We start from the raw sequence: 23,537 nt of genomic DNA, 5'->3' as shown, positions 1-23,537 counted from the left end.
AGTTGCTATAAAAACGGAGACCAAGCAGGAGCTCTTACGCGCCCGTTTGTTGCCGGTAATCTAGCTTTAAATCGTCCATCTATTGAAACCATCGACAATACGTTTGTTTTGTTATAGATAGAACTGTAAACGACCATGCCACCATTCGGTGCAATGCTTGGCGATTCATCCAACAGCGTCTTGGTCAGAATTTGTACCGAACCGGTCTCAAGATCTTGTTTTGCCAAATTGAAACCGGAATTGCTGCGATTCACCATAACCAGGAATCGACCATCCGGTGTAATTTGACCACCCAAGTTTTGACTACCTTGCCAAGTCAGACGTTTTGTCGAACCATCAGCCAAATTTACTTGATAAATCTGTGGTTTACCACCCCGATCCGAAGTAAATATCAATGACTGACCATTCGGATTCCAAAATGGTTCGGTATTGTTCGAACGACCATGCGTGACCTGAGTCAGCTTACGGGTCGCCAGATCCAGAGTATACACTTGCAGGGTTCCGGTTTTCGACAACACCAATGCCATGGTTTTACCATCCGGTGAGAATTTTGGTGCACCATTGTGACGTGGGTATGAAGTCAGTTTCTCACGCTTACCGGTATAGATGTTCATCATGAAGATTTCGGCCTGGCCGTTCTGGAAACTCACGTACGCCAGCGTCTTGCCGTCCGGTGACCAGGAAGGTGACATCAGCGGCTGTTTAGAACGCAGTACTAGGCGTTCGTTGTAGCCGTCGTAGTCTGCCACACGCAGCTGGTACGGGTAGTCATCCTTATCGTTGACAACCACGTAAGCAATACGGGTCAGAAACGCTCCACGCTCTCCGGTTAGCTCTTCGTAGACCAGATCAGAGATGCGGTGTGCGTATTCACGCATGCGCTGCGCCGGAACGGTCGCGACCTTGTTCAGCAGAACATGATCTTTAGACTCCACCAAATTACCGTCTGCGCTTAAAGCGCGGCTCTGACCTTGGGTCAGCTGGCCACGCACCACATCGACCAGCTGGTAGCGAATCACATAGTTACCTTCCGCATTTTGGCTGATGCTGCCGGTCAGCAGTGCGTCCACACCCAGACTACTCCAGGCATCAAATTTTACATCGCTCTCGGTGTAGGGGGTTTGCGGCATTTTGTTGGTCGGAATCGGGCTGAACTTACCACTGCGCTGTAAGTCAGAGGCAATCACACCCGAGACATCCTGAGGTAATCGATTGGCGCCTTCCCATTTGAACGGGACAATCGCGATTGGACGCGCTGAGTCAATACCGTCTGTGATGACGATTTCCAGCTTGGCGAAGGCAAAACTGGAGAAGAACATTACCATCAAAGATAAGGCTCTTAGTGTATTCCCTTTAATAAACATACAAATCCCATTATTAAATTAAGGAGTAAACTTAAAATTAAAATCCCGGAACAAAGCCTGTAACTCTGGATCCTTAGGGAAATCAAACTCTCTCGCTTTCACTACTGCCGCTTTTGCCGCGGCGCAGAGTCCAGAGGGCCCTTCAATAATTGAAGCAGAGCGAACAAAGGCTTTGTTTCCGCCCGCTGGAGTAAGTTTAATATTCAAAACACACTCTCGCCCCCGATAAGAATCTTCCATCAACAGGTTTCTTTGCACCGTTTGCTTATAGATGCTGATGAAACGTGATTTTTCATCATCCAAGTGTCGGTTGCGAGCTGCAGAGTTACTTTGTGCTTCAGATTCCAGGCCGGAGAAAATATCATTCAAAGCCGCTTCCTGCTCTTTACGCTCACGTTCGGCACGCGCCGCCCGCTCTTTCTCCAGACGAGCCTTTTCAGCCGCTTCTTTCGCAGCCTTCTCTTTCGCGGCTTTCTCTTTCGCTAATCGTTCCTGCTCAGCTTTGGCGGCAGCAGCTTCACGCTCACGACGCGCTTTTTCTTCCGCTTCTTTTGCGGCTTTCTCACGCGCGATGCGCTCTTGTTCTGCTTTCGCTTCGGCGGCGGCTTTTGCTTCAGCAGCGGCTTTCGCTTTAGCGGCACGCTCTGCTTCGGCTTTGGCCGCAGCTTGTTCTTTGGCTTTGCGCTCAGCTTCTGCTTTTGCAGCACGTTCCTGCTCAGCTCGGGCTTTTTCGGCCGCTACTTTGCGTTCCTGCTCTTTCTGCTGGCGCTCTTTTTCAGCCTCACGGGCCGCTTTCGCTTCGTTGGCTTGCTGCTCTTTCAGCTGGCGAATTCGTTCTTCTTCCGCTTTGCGGCTTTTTTCCAGTTGTTCGCTTTCACGGCGCAATTTGTCCAGGCGCTCCTGCTCCTGTTTTGCTGCCGCTTCACGCTGGTTGCGGATCTGCTGCGCCTGCTGTTTGACCAGATTTGGGTCAATCACCACAGCTTCAACCATGTTGCCACTCGGCTCAGGTTTGGACATATTGAAATCAGTGCCCCACAGCAGCGCCGCGACTAATGCCGCATGTAATGCAACCGAAACAACCAGCGGTTTCTTGAAATCGTTGTTTTTCGATTTGTTCTCTTTCATGGGCAGTCTGTGGCCTATTCCTTGATATCCGTCAGCAAGCCCACTTTCGGGATACCTGCCTGACTCAATTCATCCAGCACCAGGACCACATCCGCGTACGGCGTCGCCCGATCACCACCGACCGCAACCGGTGAATTCGGATTGATGGAGCGTTCCGCCTTGATGCGCACAATGACATCCTGCAGCGACAAACCACGTTGCACATCTTCATCGTTCACGCTCAGGCCAAGATTGCCGTCTTTATCAATTTCAACAATGATAAAGCTGGCATCGCTGTCACCAGCGAGTTCCGAGGCCGGCTTGGCGGTGGAAGTTTTTGGCAGTTCAACGTCGACGCCCTGGGTAATAAAAGGCGATGTGACCATAAAAATGATTAACAGTACCAACATCACATCGATATAGGGCACGACGTTAATCTCAGCCGTCATCTTCCGTTTTTTCGGTTGATAACCTGCCATCGCTTATTCCTTACCTGCCATCGCCTGACGGTGCAAGATGCTGTGAAACTCTTCCGAGAACGTGGCGTAACCGTGTTCCAGTTTGCCGACTTTGTTACTCAGGCGGTTGTAGGCCATCACCGCGGGAATCGCAGCAAACAGTCCCATTGCCGTCGCGATCAACGCCTCAGCAATACCCGGTGCAACCATCGCCAGCGTCGCCTGCTTCACTTCGCCCAGTGCGATAAATGCATGCATGATGCCCCATACAGTACCGAACAGGCCGATATACGGGCTGATCGAGCCAACCGTCGCCAGAAACGGCAAGCTGGTTTCCAGTTCGTCCACTTCACGCGCAACGGCAACACGCATCGCGCGGCCGGTGCCTTCCATAACATAATCAGGGTGAGCTGCGTTGGTTTTACGCAGGCGGGCAAATTCGGTGAAACCTGAATAGAAAATCTCTTCGGTTCCGAACAGTTCATCACGACGCTTTTTGACATCCTGGTACAGTACCGACAAATCACTGCCAGACCAGAATTTATCTTCAAATGCTTCCGCGCTGCGGGTAGCCTGTGCAAGCACCTTACTGCGTTTGATGATCATGGCCCATGACACAATCGACATTCCCAAAAGGATAAGCATCACCACTTTCACCAGGAAACTGGCCTGCAAAAATAGGTCGAGGATTGAAATATCAGCAGTCACTATGGGTTAACTCCAAAATAATTGATTGAGGCATCGCCTTGGGTTTCATCTTCTCATTGTCGATACATGCTACCTTAACTATTGCTTTACACAATAGTTGCCCTTCAGGATTGACCAGCTCTTGACAGAAGGTCAGAGAGGCCTTTTTTAAGTCAGCAATTGAGGTTACGACGGTCAGTTGATCGTCAAGACGTGCGCCTTGCTTAAAGTCGATCTCAGCATGTCGGACAACAAAACCTACCCTTTGTTCCAGCAAAACCTGCTGTGACACGCCGATGGCGCGCAGCATTTCGGTTCGGGCACGTTCAAAAAATTTGAGGTAATTGGAATGGTACACCACGCCGCCGGCGTCGGTATCTTCATAATAAATGGTAATGGGCCAGTGAAATACTTGCATAATGGGCGTATACCGAGTCACTCGATGTTTGATCAATAGGTTACTATAACGCATCTGATCGCGGTTAGTACAAGGGCCTGAACCAGATTTAGCGGCTCAGGACTAAAATATCACGGACAATTGCTAAAAAAATAAGCGCTGACTCAGAGAGAAAGCGCTTATTCAGATAAATCATCAACAATATGCCTGTATCAGCTGAGACGTAAACCCAGCAGATACAGCAAAATCGGCAGTGAAATGTAAGGGCTGAACACTAACTGCCAAATCCAGCTGCGCGGTTTAAAGCCAACACCGAACACCATGCTGGAGCACACGGCCCATATCAGCAACGGGGCGACAAAAGCGTTAAAACCACCAATACTGCTGCTGTACGCCGCCGGATCCCACATCACCATAGCAACGTGATAGAAACCCAGTACCAGGGACAAAACCTTGATTAACGTCTTGTCCACCGGGGCGTGCATATTGGCCAGTTGTGTCGACCAGTTACTCACTGTCTTTGTCCATCATCTCTGAATGCTCTAACCAGAGAGCGTTGATGATGCCGAACGCGCAGGCAAGCAATACACCCAGAATCCACGCAAAATACCACATAAGTCAGGCTCCTTAGTACAGTGAGTTTTTGTTTTCTTCGATGAATTTGTCATCCAGGCGACCGAACATCTTGTAGTAACACCAAGTGGTGTAACCCAAAATGATAGGTACCATGACAAACGCAACACCAGTCATCAGGTTCAGCGTCATCTCACTTGAAGTCGCATCCCACATGGTCAGGCTATGGCTTGGCTCCAGGCTGGAAGGCATCACAAACGGGAACATCGCCAGGCCGGCCGTGAAGATCACGCCAGCGTTACCCAGGCTGGACGCCAGGAATGCAAGGCCGCCTTTCTCAACTCGGGAAGCAATCACGGCCAGCAGCGGCATCACTACGCCCAGCACCGGAGCCGCCCACAGCAGTGGGTACTGCTCAAAGTTATGCATCCAGGCACCAGCTTCCCGCACCACTTCTTTGCTGAGTGGATTCGACGGGCCAGCCGTATCGATCACGCTGGTGATCACATAGCCTTCAATGCCCTGCACCCAGAAACCGGCTGCAACAAACAGAATCACGGTCAGCAGGCCCATCGTCTGTGCCACGTTGCGGGCACGGACATGCACGGCGTCAGTGGTTTTCATCTGTAGCCAGGTCGCGCCCTGCATCAGGATCATCGCCAGGCTGACCAGACCACACAACAGTGCAAACGGATTCAGCAAACCAAAGAATGAACCATGGTACGACGGCATAGAGAACTCATTGAGCTGGAACGGTACGCCTTGCAGCAAGTTACCAAAGGCCACACCAAAAATGATTGGCGGTACAAAGCCACTGATCGAGATACAAATATCCCACACCTGACGCCATTTCGCGTCTTCCAGTTTAGAACGGTAGTCCAGACCAATCGGGCGCAGCCAAAGCGCAGCCAGAGTCACGATCATCGCCAGGTAAAAACCTGAGAATGACGTCGCATATACCAGCGGCCATGCAGCAAACAGCGCACCACCGGCGGTGATAAGCCATACCTGGTTGCCGTCCCAGTGCGGTGCGATTGAGTTGATCATCACACGGCGTTCATTGTCGTTTTTACCGATCACAGGGAGCAGTGCGCCGACACCCATGTCAAAACCATCGGTAATGGCGAAGCCAACCAGTAACACACCAATCAGCACCCACCAGATAAATCGTAGGATTTCGTAATCAAACATAATCTTATCTCCCTGCCTTACGCTTCGACTTGACGGCTAACTTTGTCTTCGACACTGTTACCAGCCTGCTCGAAGTGGTAGCGACCTGTTTTCAGGCTGCTTGGACCTTTACGCGCAAATTTCACCATCAGGTACACTTCTGCAATCAGGAACACAGTGTACAGTGCCACAATCGCAATCAGTGATGTCCACAGCTCTGCTGCACTTAATGCAGAAGCAGCAACATGAACCGGCAAAATTTCACCCACCGCCCAAGGCTGGCGACCAAACTCAGCCACAAACCAACCCGTCTCGATTGCGATCCATGGTAGTGGAATACTAAATAGCGCCGCTTTGAGTACCCAGCTCTTCTGTGTGATCTTCTGACGACAGGTCTGTACGAACGCAGCGCCAAACACCAACAGCATAATAAAGCCACAGGCAACCATGATACGGAATGACCAGAATAGCGGCCATACTGTAGGAATAGAGTCGTCCGCAGCAGCCTGGATTTGCTCTTCTGAAGCATCGGTCACCTTGTCGGTGTAACGTTTCAGCAGCAGACCGTAGCCCAGATCTTCTTTCACTTCATCGAATGCCGCGACGTTTTCTGGTGTTTTATTACCAGCGCGCAGTTGTTCAAGCAGTTCGTAAGCGTACATACCGTTACGAATACGATCGACGTGCTCTTCACGCAGGTCACGCAGTCCCGTCACCGGTGTATCAATAGAGCGTGTGGCAATAATCCCCATCAGGTAAGGAATTTTGATTGCATAATCAGTGTGCATATCTTCCTGATTCGGCAAACCAAACAGGGTAAATGCCGCCGGAGCTGGCTCGGTGTGCCATTCGGCTTCAATCGCAGCCAGTTTCACTTTCTGAACTTCACCGACTTCGTATCCGGATTCATCACCCAGTACGATAACCGACAGCACTGAAGCCATACCGAATGACGCGGCAATAGCAAATGAACGACGGGCGAAGGCAATGTCACGGCCTTTCAACAGGTAGTATGCGCTGATGCCTAAAATGAACATAGCACCTGTTGTGTAGCCGGCTGCAACGGTGTGAACGAATTTAACCTGGGCAACCGGGTTAAACACCACTTCCGCAAAGCTGACCATTTCCATACGCATGGTTTCAAAGTTGAAGTTCGCACCCACCGGGTTTTGCATCCAGCCGTTGGCGATAAGGATCCACAGCGCAGAGAAGTTAGAACCCAGAGCCACCAGCCAGGTTACTGCTAAGTGCTGGCGTTTTGACAGGCGATCCCAACCAAAGAAGAATAAACCAACAAATGTCGATTCCAGGAAGAACGCAACCAGGGCTTCGATCGCCAAAGGAGCACCGAAGATGTCGCCTACATAGTGAGAATAGTATGACCAGTTAGTACCAAACTGGAACTCCATGGTCAGACCGGTGGCCACACCCAGAGCAAAGTTAATACCGAACAGCTTACCCCAGAACTTGGTCATGTCCTTGTAGATTTGCTTATCAGTCATTACATACAAAGACTCCATGATGGCAAGCAGGAATGCCATACCTAGAGTCAGTGGAACGAACAAGAAGTGATACATCGCGGTCATTGCGAACTGCAATCGCGACAGATCAACTACGTCAATCATGGTAACTCCTTTGTGTCGGCTGAGTGACACTTTCGACATAAAGCAACCATAACTCACCTGGTTAATAACAAATCACATTTGTTAGTTATGCCACGTAAGTTGTTGCAATTATGTACCATTGTGGTTAGTTAATTGTTTAAGCATCAGCTAATATAGCTGCGGTGATATTACTGCCAAAAACCTCTTGTTTCAAAAGGTTTATAGGAAGAAAGCGCCTTGATACAAATCAATTTTTGCCTTCCAAAACTGTACAGAAATCACACAAAATGATGCAGATCAATGAAAGGCAAAATATCTTGTTAGGAATAGGTAAAATACGCCCTTGGTTCCACGAATCTGAAAACAAAGGGTTAACAACTACCCCCAAATAACTAACCCCTACTCATTAAGGGAAAATACCAAAATGTGATCTAGATCCACACATTGACGTTCTTAGTCTTTAGTAAACTTAATTGTAACCTTATTTTTCCAAGCCGAAATGCAGGTAAGCCCGGTCTGTCGCAATCCGTCCGCGCGGCGTACGCTGCAGATAACCCTGCTGGATCAAAAACGGCTCCAACACATCTTCAATGGTATCTTTTTCTTCACCGATGGCCGCTGCCAGGTTATCCAACCCGACCGGTCCACCGCTGAACTTTTCCATGATCGCCAAAAGCAGTTTACGGTCCATATAGTCAAAGCCCTGATGGTCTACATCCAGCATATTCAACGCTTTATCGGCGATGTCGACACTAATGTGACCATCACTTTTCACTTCCGCGTAATCTCGCACCCGGCGCAGCAAACGGTTAGCAATTCGCGGCGTACCACGCGCACGGCGTGCTACCTCAAGCGCGCCTTCGGCGTCCATGGATAAACCCAGGCAATCGGCACTGCGCTGCACAATGTGCTGCAAATCTTCGATCTTGTAGTACTCAAGGCGCTGGACAATACCAAAGCGGTCACGCAGCGGTGAGGTCAGCGAACCGGCTCGCGTGGTGGCGCCGATCAAGGTAAACGGCGGCAAATCAATTTTAATCGAACGTGCCGCGGGTCCCTCACCGATCATAATATCCAGTTGATAGTCTTCCATCGCCGGATACAACACTTCTTCCACCATCGGGCTAAGACGATGAATCTCGTCGATGAACAGCACATCGTTCTCTTCCAGGTTGGTCAGCAGCGCTGCCAGATCACCGGCCTTTTCCAGCACCGGGCCGGATGTGGTGCGAATATTGACTTCCATCTCGTTGGCGACAATGTTGGCCAGCGTGGTCTTCCCCAGTCCGGGAGGACCAAATATCAGCAAATGGTCGAGCGCTTCACTACGACGCTGCGCAGCCTGGATAAAAATATCCATCTGATCACGCACGTGATCCTGACCTCGGTAGTCAGCCAGTTTCTTAGGGCGAATCGCGCGGTCGATAACTTCTTCATCTTTAAATGAAGGGTTGCTCGGAGCAATTAGGCGATCGGCTTCAATCATTACAGAGTTCCTGTCGGCACACAGATGATGACTTTGACCATCATCTCAGTAAAAGTTAACAGACGTCGAAACAGAAAGCGGCCCTTCCAGCCGCTTTCTGTTTCACTCAGTCTTCTGGCTACACCATAGATTTTAGTGCTTCTCTGATCAGCTGTTCACTGCTCATCTCTGGTTTCGCTACCTGAGAGACCGCCTTCGAGGCTTGTGCCGGTTTGTAACCCAACGCCAACAGCGCGCTCACCGCTTCTTCCTCGGCGCTCTGGTCTGCAATACCAGACACAGAATCTAACGGTGCGGCATCGGTTGCCGGAGTAAACAGGTCACCCGCGCCCCATCCTTTAAGGCGATCTTTCATTTCGACCACCAAACGTTCGGCGGTCTTTTTACCTACGCCAGGCAGTTTGACCAAGGTTGAAATATCTTCCCGTTCAACACAGGCGACAAACTGACTGGCTGTCATGCCAGACAGGATCGCCAGCCCCATTTTCGGGCCGACGCCATTCGCTTTTATCACTTCACGAAACAGTGCTCGTTCATTGACAGTATTGAATCCATACAGAAGTTGTGCATCTTCCCGAACGACAAAATGGGTATAAATCACGACCTCGGTTCCAACATTGTCGAGCTCGTAAAAGCAGCTCATTGGCATTTGAACTTCATAACCGATGCCACCGACATCAATCAATACTTGAGGAGGTTGTTTTTCTATCAGGGTGCCACGAAGACGTCCAATCACAGGGAAAATCCTTGGTTTTTTATCAGTACGAATGGCAAAGATGATAATCAATAACTGGATGGATAGCCAGTGAAAGATAGGTAACCGGCGCTGGGGACGCCGGCTTTATCAAGGCTGGAAACGAGAGTTAACGGTATCGGCCGCGTCGGGCACTGGTCGCATGTCCGGCCAGTGCCACCAGGGTTTTATTGGTGTTGGCATGACAAATTGCCACCCCAAGCGCATCCGCGGCATCGGCCTGCGGCTTAGCCGGCAACTTGAGCATCTGCTGCACCATGTGCTGGACCTGTGCTTTGTCGGCGCCACCAGTTCCCACCACCGCCTGTTTAATCAGACGGGCTGCGTATTCAAACACCGGCAATTCGGCATTCACGGCAGCCACAATCGCACTGCCGCGCGCCTGGCCGAGTTTGAGCGCTGAATCGGCGTTCTTGGCCATAAACACCTGTTCAATGGCAAATACATCCGGCTGAAACTGAGTGATGATCTCGCTTACGCCAGCATAAATCTGCTTGAGACGCAGCGGCAGCTCATTTTCAGACATTCGAATACAACCACTGCCGAGATAGTGCAGATGCCGTCCTTGCTGACGAATCACACCGTAACCCGTGATGCGTGAACCCGGGTCAATGCCCAGAATAATCGACATGTTGTCTTCCTGTCCTAAAGCGAGAGCGTTGCGGCAATCTCATCAGAGATATCACCGTTATGATAGACTTCCTGCACGTCATCGAGATCTTCCAGCGCATCAATAAGGCGCAGCAATTTAGGGGCTGTGTCCTCATCGAGTTCAGATTTGGTTGCAGGAACCAGGGTCACTTCAGCATTGTCGGCGGCAAAACCGGCCTCATCCAGTGCGTCTTTCACCGCGCCAAACTCGTCCGGTGTAGTGTACACATCAATCGCGCCGTCTGCTGCGGTGTCGATGTCTTCTGCACCGCTCTCCAGCGCCACTTCCATCACCTCATCTTCTTCCAGTCCAGGCAGATAAGAGATGACGCCTTTTTTGTTGAACAGGTAATTAACACTACCGTCGGTACCCAGGTTACCGCCCGCTTTGGAGAAGGCATGACGAACACCGGACACGGTGCGGTTGCGGTTGTCGGTCAGACACTCGACCATTACCGCCGTGCCGCCCGGACCATAACCTTCATAAATGACGGTTTCCATTCCTTCATCACCTTCACCGCCAGCGCCACGCGCGACCGCTCGGTTGATAGTGTCACGGGTCATGTTGTTGGAGAGCGCTTTGTCTATCGCTGCACGCAAGCGCGGGTTATTTTCGACCTCTGCACCGCCCTCTTTGGCTGATACCACAATTTCGCGGATCAGCTTAGTGAAAATTTTACCGCGTTTGGCGTCTTGCGCCGCTTTGCGATGTCGGATGTTTGCCCACTTACTGTGACCTGCCATAGGATTTCCTTACTGCTTGGTGTCATGACTGGTGACGTTTGTGCGTGCTCGCAATCGTTGTCACAATGTTGTTGGTTGAGAGTTGTACGGATGAGCGCCATTGCACTGCCCCGCACAAGCTTGAAGACTGTACCGGCTGCAACCAGAGAGCCCGGTAAATACGATGATTGATGACTGAATCGTTATGATAATCACTGTATCGTTTTAGTGATAGCGGAAGCGTTCTAATGATAACCAATCGGCTGACTGTAATTCACCCGGCACTATTCACCTGGAACTAAAAGCAAAAGTGGGCGATAACGCCCACTTTATACAGCTGTTACTTACGACGCCAGGTCGTACCGTCCGGACCATCTTCAAGGACGATGCCCAGCTCGTTGAGTTTATCTCGTGCCATATCTGCGTTCGCCCAATCTTTGGCAGCGCGCGAATCGTTACGCAGCTTGATCAGAGCTTCAATTTCAGCCACTTCATCATCACTGCCTGCATCACCCTGCAGGAAGGCTTCAGGATCCTGATACAGAATGCCGATAACATCAGCCAGTTCACGCATCAGTGCACCCAGTGCGCTGGCTTTATCCATATCTTCGGTTTTAAGGCGGTTAACTTCACGCGCCATATCAAACAGCACTGAGTACGCTTCCGGAGTATTGAAATCATCGTTCATAGCGCTGGTAAAGCGGCTGAGGTATTCCTCACCACCGGCCGCCGCAACCGTCATGTCCAGACCACGCAGCGCGGTGTACAGGCGTTCCAGTGAAGCACGAGACTGGTTCAGGTTCTCTTCACTGTAGTTGAGCTGGCTGCGGTAGTGACCGGACATCAGGAAGTAACGTACCGTTTCAGCATCGTAATGTTTCAGAACATCACGGATGGTGAAGAAGTTGCCCAGTGATTTAGACATCTTCTCACGGTCCACCATTACCATGCCGCTGTGCATCCAGGTATTAACATACTGAGTGCCGTGCGCGCAGCAAGACTGGGCGATTTCGTTCTCATGGTGCGGGAACTGCAGATCAGAACCGCCGCCGTGGATATCAAAGTGATTACCCAGAATCGACGAGTTCATCGCTGAACATTCGATATGCCATCCCGGACGACCCGGGCCCCAAGGTGATTCCCAGGTTGGCTCACCCGGTTTGGACATTTTCCATAGTACGAAATCCAGCGGGCTGCGCTTCGCGGTTTCGATGTCCACACGAGCACCAGCTTGCAGCTGATCCAGATCCTGCTTTGATAGCTTGCCGTACTGATCAAACTTATTGACTTCAAACATCACGTCGCCGTTGTCGGCAACATAAGCAAAACCACGTTCAATCAAACGTTCAACCAGAGCAATGATCTCTTCGATGTAAGCCGTTGCGCGCGGCTCAACATCCGGGCGTTTGATGTTCAGTGCATCAAAGTCTGCGTACATTTCCTCGATCAGGCGCTCTGTGAGCGAATCACAGGATTCCTGATTTTCCGCCGCACGCTTGATGATTTTGTCGTCGATGTCGGTAATGTTACGCACGAAGGTCAGGTCGTAACCCAGGTAACGCAGGTAACGGGACACCACGTCGAATGAGACGAAGGTACGGCCGTGCCCGATATGACAGAGATCGTATATTGTGACTCCACACACGTACATGCCAACTTTACCGGCAGTGATGGGTTTGAATTCCTCTTTCTGTCTCGTGAGTGTGTTATAAATCTTCAACATGATCGCTATCTAATTACCGTTAAAACCAAAATAGTGCCACAGTATAACAACTCTGTTATCGTCTGGTCATCCATTTGATGTTTTGAATGGACAAAAAGTTAGGCTAAAATCGCCTATTCACACAAAACAAGCAAAGGTAATGCACATGATCACCCTTCACACAAACTTTGGTGACATTAAAATTCAACTGAACGAGGAAAAAGCGCCGGAAACCAGCGCAAACTTTCTGCAATACTGCCGTGACGGTTTCTATGACAACACTCTGTTCCACCGTGTTATCGATGGCTTTATGGTTCAGGGCGGCGGCATGACGTCTGGTCTGCGTGAAAAGCCAACTCGTGCACCGATTCGCAACGAAGCGAATAACGGCCTGAGCAACAAAGTTGGTACGCTGGCAATGGCGCGTACCATGGAACCGCACTCTGCAAGTTCTCAGTTCTTCATCAACGTAAACAACAACACTTTCCTGGATTTCCGCTCAGAAAGCCTGGATGGTTGGGGTTACTGTGTATTTGGTGAAGTGGTTGAAGGCATGGACGTGGTTAACCAAATCAAAGGTGTAAGCACCGGTTCTTACGGCATGCACCAGGACGTACCACTGGATGAAGTGGTCATTACTGGCACCACCATCGAAGAATAATCGACACAGGAGCGCCGCCCGCGGCGCTCCGAATCAAACTCTATGCATACTTTATTTATTTCAGATCTCCACCTGACCCCCCATCGCCCGGACATTACCGGTTGTTTCATTCAGTTTATGCGTAACGAAGCCGTCAATGCCGATGCGCTTTACGTGCTGGGAGACCTGTTTGATTTTTGGATTGGTGATGATGACCCGACCGACTTTGCCAACCAAATCAGGCAGGAATTCAAACGTCTGACTCAACATGGCGTACCCTGTTATTTTATCCACGGTAATCGTGATTTTTTGGTCGGCCGTCGCTTCGCCAGACAAACAGGCGTCACCTTACTTGACGAAGAAGCCACCATCGATCTTTATGGTACCAAAGCCGTTATTCTGCATGGCGACACGTTATGTACTCACGATGTGCGCTATTTGGCATTTCGGGAAAAAGTCCATCAGCCCTGGCTGCAGTGGCTGTTTAACCGCTTACCTTATTGGGTTAAAAAGCGTATTGTGGCGAAAATTCAGACAGACATCCGCAGTGATAAAAGTCAGAAAGCGATGGAGATTATGGATGTAACTCCAGACGAGGTTATCCGCGTGATGGAGCGCCATCAGGTAAACCTGATGATTCATGGTCATACTCACCGTCCGGCCATTCATCAGTTAAGTGATGACCCGCAAAAAACCAGGATCGTTTTAGGCGACTGGTACACACAGGGCTCAGTATTGGTCTATTCTGACAGTGGTTATTCACTGGAAAATCGGTTATTCACTCAGCAATCGTCGCCCTAATCGCCAGCGCCTCAACATCGTTTCTGAAGTTTGTCGCCGCTGGCACGATTTTATTGCATGATATTATTGCAGTAGTAACACGTTATTATATTCTGCCTGGATTAAGTTCAACCTAGTTTCGACAACGTCAATTTTTGGGGTAAATGCTGCCTTGGCCAATTCATATATCGCACGTCAGCCTATTCTTGATAGCAACCGAAAAACCATTGGTTACGAACTGCTGTTTCGTGATGGGCCTAAGAATACGTTTCCGGAGATCGATCCGGATTTAGCCACCAGCCGACTGCTGTCAGATCACTTTCTTTCCACCCATTACAGTACCCTGGGTAAGCATCTCGGCTTTGTTAATTTTCCTTATCAAAGCCTGATCAACTTAGTGCCGACGCTGTTCCCAACCAATAGCCTGGTGGTCGAAGTGCTGGAAGATTGCCTTCCGACTCCAGAGCTTTTAGAAGCGGTGCGCAAGATGGCACGCATGGGCTACAAAATTGCCTTGGATGATTTTGTCCCCAGTGTGGAATGGAAAGCCTTTTTGCCCTACGTTTCTATCATCAAGTTCGATATCCGGATTGTTCCGATCGAAAAGGCCAGACAATTCATCTATAAACTGCGTGAGTCCAAGATTGTGTTTCTGGCAGAGAAAGTTGAAACTTATCAGGAATTTGAGCAAGCAAAAGCGGCAGGGTTCAGCTACTTCCAAGGCTATTTTTTCAGTAAACCCGAAGTGTTACAGCGCAAAGCATTAGAACCTGCGTTCTGGACCATGGTTCAGTTGTGTAAAGAAGTCGCCAGTGAGGAGATTGACTACAAGAAGCTTGAGTCGTTGATCGTTCAGGACGTCACCCTGTCTTACAAACTGCTTGCTCTGGTGAACTCCTCATCCGTGGTCAGCTCTAAAATTCAGTCTTTTAAACAGGCACTGGTTTATCTGGGTGAAGAGCGACTACGCAAGTTTGTCTCACTGGTGGCTATCGCATCCACTCAATCAGACAAACCGGATTATCTGTATGGCTTGTCCATTCAGCGCGCTCGTTACTGCGAGCAGCTCTACGCCACGCTTAACAAGAATGGCGAAACCGGTAACGCTTTTCTGACCGGAATGTTCTCCCTACTCGACAGCCTGCTGGATCAACCCCTCGAGTCAATCGTCAGCGAGATCCCGCTCGAAGCTCAAGTCAAAGAGGCGCTGTTGGAAGAGAAAGGCGTGTTAGGTACTATTCTGGCACTGACCAAAGCGTATGAACAGGCACAATGGCAGAAGGTGTCGGAACTTGCCAGCCAACTCGGCATCGCCGATGCAGAACTGAGTGCCTGTTACGACGATGCCGTAAAATGGACTGCGGACTTGCTCAATATCAGTCCAGAATAACCCCTACGACTGATGCCTATTCACACCAATTCTCGACATGCGCACAGGTAGCCCATACACTGTGCGTCATTATTTTGTTACGTCAGAGAGTAGAACATGACTCAATGTTACTGCGGCAGTCAAAGCAGTTACGCTGATTGTTGCCAGCCGATCCATCAGGATCACCGTCAGGCAAACACACCGGAGCAGTTAATGCGCTCCCGTTACAGCGCCCATGTCCTCGGCCTGGTCGATTTTGTTGTCGCCACTTACCACCCAAGTTGTGAAGCCGAGTCCGAACGTGAGGCAATCGCCCAGTCGATTGATAGTGACTGGCAGAAGCTGGAAGTGATCGGCGCCAGTCCGGGTAGCCATGCGGACGAGGGGTTTGTTCACTTCAAAGCCTATTTTAGCGATGGGAGCCAAAGCTATTGCCTGGAGGAGCGTTCGCGCTTTATCCGTGAAAACGGCCTGTGGTTTTATATCGACGGCGAATTTCCGCGACAAAAGCCAAACGTAAAAGCAGGCCGTAATGATCCTTGCCCGTGTGGCAGCGGTAAAAAATTCAAAAAGTGCTGCGGCTAACCTCAGACGATAATAAAGACTGCACCAGAACAACAAAGGGCCGGATAATCCGGCCCTTTGTCTATCAATCTTATCAGTATTATTCCTGATCGATCATCCACTTGCGGAATGCTTTACGCTCTTCTTTAGATGCCTGCAGGTAAAGTCGCTGCAGGCCGCCCAGCACACTACCTTGTGGTGCAGGCTGCGTATCTACGATCTGGGTGCTTACTGCCGCTGCAGGACGCGCAGAAGCCGCTTGCGGAGCGGTCGCCATGTTGGCCGCTGGATTCGCGATGGTGACGTAAGTCAGGCCTACGGCCGCTTTACCACCTTTTTTGTTGTAGCTCTCGACTTCATCACTGAAGTTTTGGCCAAATACAAAACCGGACACTTCAACTTCATCGGTGACCAGTTTGATATCTTTGTTGGTCTTAGCATCAACCAGACCCCAGTTATAATCATTGATGTCACGCTCAGCTTCTTTAGCATCACGGTATTCAGGCACACGGAAAGTCAGCTCTTGATCCGTGGCTTCGAATTTCATAATAATTAATTTACTGTATACACGTTCTGCTTTATCACGCTGAACAAAATTATGTGAATAACGGAATGCGACTTGGTTTAAACCATCCGGTAGTTCAATACTGCGCACCGAATCAAATGCACTGCCGCTTAATTTTGGTTTTTCCAGGTTCACCACTTGTAAGTCTATTTCTTCCGGAACATTGACTTTCACCGCTGCTTGAGCGGTGGCTGACAACATCAAACTTACTACGAATGCACTACCTATATTTTTCAAAGAAGAAATAGCCACTTTTTTGTCTCCTACTAAAAAGCCCAGCTTTGCTGGGCTTTATATTAACAGTAACCGGTTGAATTACCAGTATACGCGAGCACCTAGTGCTAGCTTGTTAGAATCGTCTGAACCTTCTTCTGAGTGGAAGTTGTACTCAGCGTAAGTACGAGCCCAAGAAGCGAAGATGTATTCTACACCCAGTACAACGTTCTGAGTTTCATCAACGTTCTCGTCGAAGTCCCAGTACTGGTACTGACCGTATACAGAAGTTTTCTCAGCAACTTCGAACTTAGCACCCAGGTGGAAGCTGTTTGACTCAGAGTCGTTCGCTGAATCGTTGTTGTCATCCAGTTTGTTGTACGCGTAAGTCAGACCGATAACGCCTTTACCGATTGCGTATTCAGCAGTCGCTTCTGCGTAGGTAGATTCACGATCCAGAGTACCTACTTGGTTGTCCATGAATGCACCACCAACGTGTACAGACAGGTCGCCGAATGCAGTACCTACGTACGCTTCACCCATTTCTGCGTTCGTATTGTTTTCTGGCAGGTTGTACATAGCTTTTACCCAGAACTGATCAGTAGACAGTTGGTAAGCCATTGCGCTTGATTGCCAGAAAGTGTCATCACCTGAGAAGTCGTTCGCGTATGGTGACATATCGTATTGGTATGGGTAGATCGCACCGTAGATGTCATCGTAGAAAGGTAGGTGTTGACCGAAAGTGATCGTGCCGTATGCATCAGATGCAAAACCGATGTAGTGTTGACGAAGCTCTGCGTCGTCTACGTATACTTCAGCTTTACCCAGAACAGCCAGGTCGTCGTTTGCTTGGTAGCTTACGTTTAGACCCCAACGAGAAGAACTCTTGTCGATTTTCGCGTCGTCTTCGCCATCTACGTCTGAGAACTCAACGTATTGACGTAGTTGACCGTAGAAATCTACAGTTGCGTCGTCAGTTTTGTATACTTCAGCTGCATTCGCTGAACCGGCTGCTGCCATAACAGCAAGCGCTAGTAGCGTCTTTTTCATATTAATCCACTGCCTTTTCTTAGATGGGAAGTCCGTTTCGATTCCCTATTGTTTTTATTGATGATGGTTGCATGACTCTGCGTTCACTTACCATCGCCACTAATTTCGAGGTTTAGATTGCAAAAGATAATGCTGGCTGTCAAATGGCTTATAAAAATTTTATAAAAAGCAAAAAAATAAATATAAATCAATAACTTAAAGATAAAGTACATCTAAAAAAGGCCAATTTATAAGCAAAAAACTAAGAAAGCCTAAATGTTAAATACTTTAACATTGCAGAATTTAAAACCAATAAGTTCGGTTTATAGAGACTTACACAGAATAATATACATGCAACTATCCTTTTTTGGGGTTTTATATTTTTCATATTTCAAATTAAATTTAAGTGTATGAAGGTTCAGTTTTTTTTTGTGAACGGGATCTAGATTTAATGTAAAAGCATTCAATTTCGTGAACTACTTATCGCTTAGCAAAGTGTGCTAACATCCCGCTCCCGATATGCAGGTCCCGTTATGCTCACAACAAAAATTCAAAAATCGATCAAAACCAGCTACCAAAACCTCCAAAGTCAGCTGGACAATTTCGTCCCGCGACGCGCTCAAAATTTTCTGGTGGCGGAAATTGCCAAAACATTATGTGGCAATTATCACAAATCGACCCGAATGCTGGTTGCTGAAGCCGGGACCGGGATTGGCAAATCGCTCTCGTATCTGATGGGCGTGATTCCTGTCGCGGTGAACAACAACCGCAAAGTGGTGATTTCCACCGCGACAGTGGCACTGCAAGAACAGCTGATAAACAAAGATTTGCCTCTGTTTCGCCGCATCACAGACCAAAATTTCTCTTTTATTCTGGCCAAAGGTCGTCAACGTTACTGCTGCGCGGAAAAACTGGCCGTGGCGAGCGGAGCCGATGGCGGTCAGATGGCGATGTTTGAATCCAAGCCATCGCAAAACGACATCGAAACGCTGCAGGAGCTCTACAGCCAGCTTTCACAAGGTAAATGGGACGGTGACCGGGATTCATGGCCAGATACCCTGTCTGACGCGATTTGGAGCGCCATTGTCAGTGATAAACACAGCTGCAACGGCAGTTTCAGCGCTCATCGTCAGTGTCCGTTCCAGAAAGCGCGCTCAGAACTGGATAAAACCGATGTCATTATTGCCAACCATAGCCTGGTAATGGCTGATGCCGATCTCGGCGGCGGAGTGATCTTGCCTGAGCCGGAAAACACGATTTACGTGTTTGACGAAGCCCACCACCTTCCTCACGTAGCACGCGAGCACGCTTCTGCAGCCGCAACCATGAAAGGTGCAGCTTCCTGGCTGGAAAAACTCAATCAAACGCTGACCAAATTTGCCGGTCTGGCAGACGAGAAACGCGTGGCCCGCTTTCGTAATGAAACCCAGGTCGCCTTACAGCACCTGATTCCGACCCTGACCCAGATGCCCAAACAATTTGACCCGATGGCCTTTGAAGAGAAACGCTATCGGTTTGAGCACGGCGATTTACCAGCCTGGCTGGAAGAGGAATCAAAAGAGCTCAAGCGTCAGAGCCAGAAAGCCAATCAGGCGGTGGCTAAAATTGCCGATTTGATTGCCGAACGGGTCAAAGAAGGTGAACTGGCTTCACGCCTGGCAGAACCTGCCCTGGCCGAACTTGGGTTTTATATTCAGCGCCTGGAAAACCTGGCTCAGGTATGGCATTTAATGGCAGAACCAAAACGTGAAAAAGGCGCTCCCCTCGCCCGTTGGCTGGAATTAAGCCCGGAGCGCGAGGGGGACTATGTGGTCAACGTATCCCCGTTAGAGATTGGCTGGCAGCTGGATCAACAGATCTGGAGCCGCTGTGTTGGCGCAGTCTTGGTATCGGCCACCATGCGCGCACTCAATTCATTCAGTTTTTTCTGCCGTCAGGCCGGCATCAGTGATAGAGCAGAAGATGGCGTGCAATTTCTCGCTCTGGCCTCGCCGTTTGATTATCAGAATCAGGCAGAGCTGCTGATACCAGCGATGAAATATGAACCGCAGGCTCCGGAGTACACCCGTTATCTGGCCGATAAAATCGACACTTACATCCAAGATGGCAAAGCCAATCTGGTGCTTTTCGCCTCTTACTGGCAGATGAAAGAAGTCGCGGAAATTGTTTCCAAGTTATTCATCAAAAAAGGCTGGGCGCTGCAAGTTCAGGGTGAAAAATCGAGGAAAGAAATTCTCAATAAACATAAAAACCTGGTCGAAAAAGGTAAAACCAGCGTGCTTTTTGGCACCGGAAGTTTCTCAGAAGGCCTTGATCTCCCGGGAGAATTACTGGAAAACCTGATTATCACCAAGATTCCGTTTGCGGTACCAACCTCGCCGGTAGAACAAGCGCACGCAGAATACATCCAGAACCGCGGCGGTAACCCGTTTTTACAGATTACCGTACCAGAAGCGAGTAAAAAGCTGATTCAGTCAGTGGGGCGTTTGCTGCGTAAGGAGCGCGATTGCGGTAGAGTGGTGCTACTCGACCGCCGCATCGTTTCCAAGCGATACGGTAAGTCTCTGCTCGACTCTTTGCCGCCGTTTAAACGTAAAATAGAATATTGATCGGTTCGGATTCATACAGACACAGTACAATGGTGGGTTACCCTTGTCGGACGCCAGATGTGAACGCATTACGTACTTTTAACGCATAACGCACTTTGAACGCAAAACCTACCTGAACGGACAATAAGCTAAATTATGAGTGATTTTTCCCGTTTAAATAACCTGTTAGAGCAGCTTAAACAGAACGCTGCGCAATTAGATCGCCGCCGTGGTGAGCATCACCAACCGCTGTTTGATGAGGTGCTATTTCACTGCCACGGCAAACTGCTAACGCCATGTGTTCAGGAAGCGCAAAGTACCCTGACCACTATTTTGCGTGAACAGGAGGCGGGTAAACTGACTCAGCCGCGCGCTGAGTATCTGACCGAACGTCTTCTGGCCCAGATTAGTGCTATTCAGCGCGAGTTATCCACCCAGACAATCCGCAAAAGTGAACCGAAACACAGCAGTTATTATCGCAAACCCATCAGCGACCTGTATCAGGAGCTTGCCCAACACCAGGAGTGGGAACGCCGTCTGATGGAGATGGTCAGAGACAAACAATACGCCCTCGATAGCGCCCCGGCCTTCCAAAAACAAGTGGCCCAGACAGCATTGCTGACTGTTGAGCAGAGACTAAAACGCTGTCAGGATGCCAAAGCTAAAATTGAAAAACAGATTACTTACAGAGAGAAGAACCAGTAATGAACGAGCCTAATGTTCCCCTCAGTGATGCACCGGATGAAATTAAACTGGCCGTTGATTTGATTTACCTGCTGGAAAGCAATGAGGTTGACCCTGAAGTTGCGCTCAAAGCCCTCGAATTCGTCAAGGCTGATCTGGAACACAAGATTGCTCAGTCATCCTGATAAACGAGTTTATAGCCAGAGAGTTCTTAGGCACGAGCAAAACCCGCCTTCCTGCGGTCAAAAAAGAAAAAGCGAGAGTAGCCTCTACGCCACCCTCGCTTTTCGCACTGTCAGTAATTCAGCTCACTATGGGCAGAACGTCCGTCAACAGACTTACCATTCCACACACACCTTTCCAAAGTGTTGCCCGCTGGCCTGATAAGCAAAAGCTTCTGCCAGTTGCTCAAACCGGAACGTTTTGTCGATAACCGGGCGCAAACCATTTTGCTCAAGCGCAGTGATAAACTCCTGCTGATCCTGGCGACTGGCAACGATCAACCCCTGCAAACGGCCCTGTTTAGCCATCAGGGTCGCGGTCGGTAAATCACCCTGCACGCCGGTCAGCACACCAATCAGGGCGATATGACCGCCGACTCTGATTGCATTGATTGACTGAGCAAGGGTGCCGGGACCACCCACTTCCACCACATGATCCACCCCCAGCCCGTCAGTCATTCGCAGCACTTCCTGTGCCCACTCAGGTTGGGTGCGATAGTTGATCACGTCATCGGCGCCCAAAGCCTTCACCTTGGCCAGTTTTTCATCAGAAGACGACGTTGCAATTACCCGGGCGCCCATGGCTTTAGCAATCTGAATTGCTGCGATCGAAACTCCGCCGGTACCCAGGGTTAACACAGTGGCACCCGCTTTCAGCTGGCCATCAACCACCAACGCACGCCATGCCGTCAGTGCAGCCGTCGTAATCGTGGCCGATTCAGTATGACTCCAGCCTTGCGGAGCTTTGGTGAATGCGTTAACCGGTCGCACAACAAACTCAGCTGCCATACCTTGTACGCCATCGCCCGGCGTATGCCCAAAGTGACCAACACCCGCAAATGCTTTACCCGCCACCCAGTTGGGAAAGAAGGTCGACACCACACTGTCACCCACAGCAAATTCCATCACACCATCACCGATAGCTTCAACAATACCTGCGCCATCCGACATCAGGATACGATCCGCTTCTGTCGGTACTGTGCCATTTGCAACCAGCAGATCATGGAAATTCAGTGAACTTGCTTTGATCGCGACCCGGATCTCGCCCGGACCAGGCTGACCAGGATCGGCAACTTCACTGACAACTATCTGTTCAAGACCACCGGGTTGAGTCAACGTTAACGCTTTCATGAAACCTTCCTTCAATTGTAATTACGCCTATTCAGGACCAAGAATGCAATGGGCATCACTGTAGCAATGGATACCGCAGTTTTCGAATGCCAGCGGATTCAGTGATGCATGCAAAAGCCGTTCATTTCTCTTCATCCGCAATGCGGCGATTGTCTGTAAACAACAGCGAAAAGTGTTACTATTCCGGCTAATAGAAAACCACCACAGCATTCAAGGGGTTCCAGTTTATATGAAAGTGATAAGCTTTAACATCAACGGCTTGCGAGCACGTTTGCATCAACTGCAGGCGGTGATCGACAAACACCAGCCGGACGTGATTGGTCTGCAGGAAATTAAAGTACACAATGAGGCATTCCCGTTAGCGGATGTCGAAGCGATGGGCTACAAAGTTTACTTCCACGGCCAGAAAGCGCATTACGGCGTGGCCATGCTATGTAAGCAAGAACCGATTGAAGTACGCAAAGGTTTCCCGACCGACAGTGAAGAACACCAGAAGCGCATGATTATGGCCACCTTCCTCAATGAGCAAGGTGAAAAAGTGACCGTGCTCAACGGTTACTTCCCGCAAGGCGACAGCATTCATCACGAAACTAAGTTTCCGTACAAGCGTCAGTTCTACCGCGACCTCATGACCTACCTGCATGATTACCATACCCCTGATGACCAGTTAATCGTGATGGGTGATATCAACATCAGCCCTATCGATCTTGATATCGGTATTGGCGAACCGAACCGTAAGCGCTGGCTGAAAACCGGTAAGTGCTCGTTCCAGCCGGAAGAGCGCGAGTGGTTGCATACATTGCTGAACTGGGGCTTTGAGGACACATTCCGTAAGTTGCACCCTTCAGTCGACGACCAGTTTTCGTGGTTTGATTACCGCTCTCGCGGCTTCGATGATAACCGCGGACTGCGGATTGACGTGATTCTGGCGACACCGGTCTTGGCAGCGAAATGTAGCGAATCCGGAATTGATTATGAGCTGCGTGGTATCGATAAGCCATCCGATCACGCGCCGATCTGGTCGACCTTCAGCGCTTAATCTGGGTTCAACCCTCACGTGAGCACAAATACAAATAG

Annotated in this window: 25 protein-coding genes; 8 read left to right on the top strand and 17 right to left on the bottom strand. The window is 49.6% G+C overall.

The window, feature by feature from the left end; genetic code table 11:
* Positions 1–5 precede the first annotated feature (5 nt).
* The 14 genes from tolB to cysS all read right to left on the bottom strand — a co-directional run bounded on the left by tolB (position 6) and on the right by cysS (position 12,697).
* Entirely contained in the window at positions 6–1,325 is a 1,320-nt protein-coding gene (gene tolB / locus J0X00_RS17545) for a Tol-Pal system beta propeller repeat protein TolB (protein ID WP_282478318.1), read from the bottom strand.
* Between the two features lie 57 nt (positions 1,326–1,382).
* Positions 1,383–2,492: a cell envelope integrity protein TolA gene (gene tolA / locus J0X00_RS17540; RefSeq protein ID WP_282477326.1), complete on the bottom strand. Its 1,110-nt coding sequence runs from the start codon at positions 2,490–2,492 to the stop codon at positions 1,383–1,385.
* A 14-nt stretch (positions 2,493–2,506) separates the two neighbouring features.
* On the bottom strand, positions 2,507–2,950 hold the full coding sequence (gene tolR, locus J0X00_RS17535) for a protein TolR (RefSeq protein WP_136484181.1): 444 nt from the start codon (positions 2,948–2,950) through the stop codon (positions 2,507–2,509).
* A 3-nt stretch (positions 2,951–2,953) separates the two neighbouring features.
* Positions 2,954–3,637 (bottom strand): protein TolQ, encoded by a 684-nt coding sequence (gene tolQ, locus J0X00_RS17530; RefSeq protein ID WP_136484182.1) that lies wholly within the window; start codon positions 3,635–3,637, stop codon positions 2,954–2,956.
* Positions 3,627–4,034, bottom strand: coding sequence for a tol-pal system-associated acyl-CoA thioesterase (ybgC, locus tag J0X00_RS17525; protein WP_136484183.1), 408 nt, complete (start codon positions 4,032–4,034; stop codon positions 3,627–3,629). Before ybgC ends, tolQ begins: the two co-directional genes overlap by 11 nt.
* Positions 4,035–4,225: 191 nt before the next feature.
* The gene (gene ybgE, locus J0X00_RS17520) at positions 4,226–4,528 is read right to left on the bottom strand and encodes a cyd operon protein YbgE (protein WP_282477325.1); all 303 of its coding nucleotides are present in this window, start codon (positions 4,526–4,528) and stop codon (positions 4,226–4,228) included.
* On the bottom strand, positions 4,521–4,628 hold the full coding sequence (gene cydX / locus J0X00_RS17515) for a cytochrome bd-I oxidase subunit CydX (RefSeq protein ID WP_000270284.1): 108 nt from the start codon (positions 4,626–4,628) through the stop codon (positions 4,521–4,523). The genes ybgE and cydX overlap by 8 nt, the downstream gene beginning before the upstream one ends.
* Before the next feature lie 12 nt (positions 4,629–4,640).
* Complete coding sequence (cydB, locus tag J0X00_RS17510; protein WP_282477324.1) at positions 4,641–5,777, bottom strand: cytochrome d ubiquinol oxidase subunit II; 1,137 nt, start codon at positions 5,775–5,777, stop codon at positions 4,641–4,643.
* A 17-nt stretch (positions 5,778–5,794) separates the two neighbouring features.
* Positions 5,795–7,381 carry a cytochrome ubiquinol oxidase subunit I gene (gene cydA, locus J0X00_RS17505; protein WP_168796985.1) on the bottom strand — a complete coding sequence of 529 codons (1,587 nt, stop codon included), beginning with the start codon at positions 7,379–7,381 and terminating at the stop codon, positions 5,795–5,797.
* Positions 7,382–7,841: 460 nt separating this feature from the next.
* Positions 7,842–8,846, bottom strand: coding sequence for a Holliday junction branch migration DNA helicase RuvB (gene ruvB / locus J0X00_RS17500; protein WP_282477323.1), 1,005 nt, complete (start codon positions 8,844–8,846; stop codon positions 7,842–7,844).
* Positions 8,847–8,964: 118 nt separating this feature from the next.
* Entirely contained in the window at positions 8,965–9,582 is a 618-nt protein-coding gene (gene ruvA, locus J0X00_RS17495) for a Holliday junction branch migration protein RuvA (RefSeq protein WP_136484188.1), read from the bottom strand.
* Between the two features lie 127 nt (positions 9,583–9,709).
* A complete protein-coding gene (gene ruvC / locus J0X00_RS17490; RefSeq protein ID WP_282477322.1) occupies positions 9,710–10,231 on the bottom strand; it encodes a crossover junction endodeoxyribonuclease RuvC in 522 nt (173 codons plus the stop codon).
* A gap of 14 nt (positions 10,232–10,245) precedes the next feature.
* Positions 10,246–10,995, bottom strand: a complete 750-nt coding sequence (locus J0X00_RS17485) for a YebC/PmpR family DNA-binding transcriptional regulator (RefSeq protein WP_282477321.1) — start codon at positions 10,993–10,995, stop codon at positions 10,246–10,248.
* Positions 10,996–11,314: 319 nt separating this feature from the next.
* The gene (gene cysS / locus J0X00_RS17480; RefSeq protein ID WP_136484191.1) at positions 11,315–12,697 is read right to left on the bottom strand and encodes a cysteine--tRNA ligase; all 1,383 of its coding nucleotides are present in this window, start codon (positions 12,695–12,697) and stop codon (positions 11,315–11,317) included.
* Positions 12,698–12,842: 145 nt separating this feature from the next.
* On the opposite strand from cysS, the gene J0X00_RS17475 reads away from it, so the two are divergent.
* The 4 genes from J0X00_RS17475 (at position 12,843) to J0X00_RS17460 (ending at position 16,050) form a co-directional block, all read left to right on the top strand.
* A complete protein-coding gene (locus tag J0X00_RS17475) occupies positions 12,843–13,337 on the top strand; it encodes a peptidylprolyl isomerase (protein ID WP_136484192.1) in 495 nt (164 codons plus the stop codon).
* 42 nt (positions 13,338–13,379) lie between these two features.
* On the top strand, positions 13,380–14,117 hold the full coding sequence (lpxH, locus tag J0X00_RS17470) for a UDP-2,3-diacylglucosamine diphosphatase (RefSeq protein WP_136484193.1): 738 nt from the start codon (positions 13,380–13,382) through the stop codon (positions 14,115–14,117).
* A gap of 151 nt (positions 14,118–14,268) precedes the next feature.
* Entirely contained in the window at positions 14,269–15,486 is a 1,218-nt protein-coding gene (locus tag J0X00_RS17465) for an HDOD domain-containing protein (protein WP_282477320.1), read from the top strand.
* A 96-nt stretch (positions 15,487–15,582) separates the two neighbouring features.
* Positions 15,583–16,050 carry a YchJ family protein gene (locus J0X00_RS17460; protein WP_282477319.1) on the top strand — a complete coding sequence of 156 codons (468 nt, stop codon included), beginning with the start codon at positions 15,583–15,585 and terminating at the stop codon, positions 16,048–16,050.
* A gap of 79 nt (positions 16,051–16,129) precedes the next feature.
* On the opposite strand, the gene J0X00_RS17455 is transcribed toward J0X00_RS17460, so the two are convergent.
* Both J0X00_RS17455 and J0X00_RS17450 read right to left on the bottom strand, forming a co-directional pair.
* Positions 16,130–16,846, bottom strand: coding sequence for a DUF2057 family protein (locus J0X00_RS17455; protein ID WP_282477318.1), 717 nt, complete (start codon positions 16,844–16,846; stop codon positions 16,130–16,132).
* Between the two features lie 63 nt (positions 16,847–16,909).
* On the bottom strand, positions 16,910–17,857 hold the full coding sequence (locus J0X00_RS17450; protein WP_136484197.1) for a porin: 948 nt from the start codon (positions 17,855–17,857) through the stop codon (positions 16,910–16,912).
* A 512-nt stretch (positions 17,858–18,369) separates the two neighbouring features.
* Here J0X00_RS17450 and dinG point away from each other — a divergent pair.
* The 3 genes from dinG (at position 18,370) to rsmS (ending at position 21,293) form a co-directional block, all read left to right on the top strand.
* The gene (gene dinG, locus J0X00_RS17445) at positions 18,370–20,445 is read left to right on the top strand and encodes an ATP-dependent DNA helicase DinG (RefSeq protein ID WP_282477317.1); all 2,076 of its coding nucleotides are present in this window, start codon (positions 18,370–18,372) and stop codon (positions 20,443–20,445) included.
* A 135-nt stretch (positions 20,446–20,580) separates the two neighbouring features.
* Positions 20,581–21,129 carry a primosomal replication protein gene (locus J0X00_RS17440; protein WP_282477316.1) on the top strand — a complete coding sequence of 183 codons (549 nt, stop codon included), beginning with the start codon at positions 20,581–20,583 and terminating at the stop codon, positions 21,127–21,129.
* Entirely contained in the window at positions 21,129–21,293 is a 165-nt protein-coding gene (rsmS, locus tag J0X00_RS17435) for a pleiotropic regulatory protein RsmS (RefSeq protein ID WP_136484200.1), read from the top strand. Before J0X00_RS17440 ends, rsmS begins: the two co-directional genes overlap by 1 nt.
* 153 nt (positions 21,294–21,446) lie before the next feature.
* On the opposite strand, the gene J0X00_RS17430 is transcribed toward rsmS, so the two are convergent.
* Positions 21,447–22,460, bottom strand: coding sequence for an NAD(P)-dependent alcohol dehydrogenase (locus J0X00_RS17430; RefSeq protein WP_282477315.1), 1,014 nt, complete (start codon positions 22,458–22,460; stop codon positions 21,447–21,449).
* Positions 22,461–22,689: 229 nt separating this feature from the next.
* Between J0X00_RS17430 and xthA the strand changes: the two genes are divergently transcribed.
* On the top strand, positions 22,690–23,499 hold the full coding sequence (gene xthA, locus J0X00_RS17425) for an exodeoxyribonuclease III (protein WP_282477314.1): 810 nt from the start codon (positions 22,690–22,692) through the stop codon (positions 23,497–23,499).
* Positions 23,500–23,537 lie beyond the last annotated feature (38 nt).

Origin of the sequence: Vibrio sp. ABG19, assembly GCF_029962385.1 — a bacterium.
Classification (GTDB): domain Bacteria; phylum Pseudomonadota; class Gammaproteobacteria; order Enterobacterales; family Vibrionaceae; genus Vibrio; species Vibrio ostreae.
Note: the sequence above shows the minus strand (reverse complement) of the source record. Positions and strands in the feature narration are given on the sequence as shown.